Origin of the sequence: Patulibacter sp. NPDC049589 (genome assembly GCF_040675535.1) — a bacterium.
Taxonomy (GTDB): domain Bacteria; phylum Actinomycetota; class Thermoleophilia; order Solirubrobacterales; family Solirubrobacteraceae; genus Patulibacter.
The window spans coordinates 1-2,491 of the sequence record NZ_JBFAPC010000312.1 but is presented as its reverse complement, the minus strand read 5'-3'; the positions used below and the strand labels follow the sequence as shown (position 1 = coordinate 2,491).

The 2,491-nt window shown below is 79.6% G+C and carries 1 protein-coding gene and 1 pseudogene; both read left to right on the top strand.

Annotated features, from left to right (window positions below; all coding sequences use genetic code 11):
- Nucleotides 1-232: pseudogene (locus AB0L40_RS27575) on the top strand (hypothetical protein); the annotation flags it as partial.
- Nucleotides 233-279: 47 nt separating this feature from the next.
- A partial coding sequence (locus AB0L40_RS27570; protein ID WP_364361971.1) for an ATP-binding cassette domain-containing protein occupies nucleotides 280-2,491 on the top strand: 2,212 nt, incomplete at its 3' end.

Genomic DNA, 2,491 nt, shown 5'->3' with positions numbered 1-2,491 from the left:
GACGCCGATCGCCGGCCGCGGGCCCGGGGCCGTCGCGCTCGGCGACGCCGCCGCAGGCGCCACGACCCTGACGGCGATGCTGATCGTCGCGGTCGTGCTGCTGCCGCCGCTGCTGGCCGCCCTGGCCTTCGCGTACGCGCGGTTCCTGCGCCGGCCCGACGACGCGCCGGCCGGCGGGCTCGGGTCCCTGGTGGCGCGGGCGACGCGCGGGACGCTGCGGGAGCTCGGATGACGCGAGGCGCGCGGGACGCTGCGGGAGCCCGGACGGGGCAGGGCGGGGTGGACGCCCGGACGCCCGGGTCGGGCGCGGAGGTCGCGGGGGACGCGGTGGGCGCCGGTCTCCCGGGGCGGGGCGCCGCGCGTCGCAGCACGGGGACGGAGCGCCCGGCCGGGCCGGATGGTGAGCCCACGCCCCGCGACGTCCACCGGCGACTGCTCGCGCTGTCGCGCCCGGCCCGGATCCTCGTCGCCGGGACCGTCGCCTGCGGTGCCGTCGCCGCGGCGACGATCGTCGTCCAGGCGTGGGTGGTCGCCGACGTGATCGGCGCGGCGGTCGGCGGCCGCGGGCCGGAGACCGCCCTGCTCGTCGTCCTCGGCGCGGCCGTCCTGGTGCGGGCGCTTGCGGCCGGTGGGACGGAGGTCCTCGGGCGGCGGGCCGCCGAGCACGCCGCCCACGCGCTCCGCGTGCGGATCGCCGACCGGGCCCTGGCCGCGCGCGGCGGGACCCCCGACGAGGCCCGGCGCGGAGACGTCGTCACCGCGGCGGTCCAGGGCGTCGACGCCCTCGGCGACTACTACGCGCGGGCCGTCCCCGCGATCGCGCTGGCCGGCGCCGTGCCCCTCGCGGTCGTCGCCGCCGTCGCGTGGCGCCAGCCGATCATCGGCGGCCTGCTCGCGGTGACGCTGCCGATCCTCGTGATCTTCATGGTGCTCGTGGGCCGGGCGAGCGCCGAGCACGCCCGCGAGCGCCAGCGGGCGCTCGCCGTCCTCGGCGCGCACTTCCTCGAGGTCGTCCGCGCGTTGCCCACGCTGCGCGCCCACGGCCGCGAACGCGCCCAGTCCGACACCCTGGACGCCGTCGCCGAGCGCTACCGCGCCGAGTCGCTGAGCGCCCTGCGCGTCGCGTTCCTGTCGGCGCTGATCCTCGAGCTCTTCGCGATGCTCGGGATCGCGATCGCCGCCGCGACGACGGGCGTCCTCCTCGCGACCGGCCACGCGGAGCTGTCGACCGGCCTCTTCGTCCTGTTGCTCGCCCCCGAGGTCTACGCGCCGCTGCGGGCCGCCGGCCAGCGCTTCCACGCCGCGGAGGACGGTGCGCAGGCGGCTCGGCGCGCGTTCGCGTTCCTGGACGAGGGGGCGGCGACGGAGGACACGGGCCCCGACGCGATCGGTTCCGAGGACGCGGGCCCCGACGCGATCGGTTCCGAGGACGCGGGGCGGGACGCGATCGGTCCCGCGGAGGACGCAGGCCCGGGTCCGGTCGACCCGACCCGCGCCGCGATCGTCCTGCACGGCGTCGCGGTCGCCGGGAGCGCCGGACGTGCGCCGCGGCTGCGGGCCCTCGACCTCGACCTCGCCCCCGGCCGCAGCGTCGCGCTGGTCGGCACGTCGGGAGCCGGCAAGACGACCCTCCTGCACCTGCTCGCCCGGATGCGCGACCCCGACGCCGGGGCGATCACCTGCGGCGGCGTCGACCTGCGCGCCGTCGCGCCGGAGGCGTGGTGGCGGCAGCTCGCCTGGCTGCCGCAGCGTCCGGGGCTGCCGCCCGGGACGCTCGCCGAGGCGCTGCGCGGTGCCGCCGGTGCGGCTTGGACGGTCGACGACCGCGCCGGGGCCGCCGGGCGCGACGACCGAGGCGCCGTCGCGCCCCACGGCGCGGGAGGCCCTGCCGTCGACGGCAGGGTCCCCGCGGCGTCTGCCGCCACGCTCGACGACCGCATCGCCCGGGCCCTGACGCTCGCCGACGCCGACGGCGTCCTCGCCTCGCTGCCCGACGGGCCGGCCACCGTCGTCGGTCCCGGCGGCCGCGTCCTGTCGGCCGGGCAGACGCAGCGGCTCGCGCTGGCCGGCGCGCTGGCGTCGGCGGCCCCGCTCGTCCTGCTCGACGAGCCGACCGCGCACCTCGACGCCGACAGCGCCCGGCGCGTCGCCGACGGCATCCTCCGGGCCTGCGCCGGCCGCACCCTCGTCGTCGCGACCCACGACCCGGTGCTGGCCGGGCGCTGCGACGTCGTGGTGACGCTCGACGCGGGGACGATGGCGGACGATCGCCCGCCGGCCGATGTGGCCTGCGCGGGCTCGGCGCCCGCCGGAGGTCCTCCGGGCGGCCCCACGCCTGCGGGCAGCACGGAGACGACATCCCCCTCGACGGGCGCGACAGCGACGGCGGCCGCGCCTGAAGCGGATCTGACGGGAGATCGCGACGCCGCCGAGATCGACGGAGGTCGTCGAGGTGAAGCGCTCCGGCGGGTCGAAGCGCAGGTTGAACCCG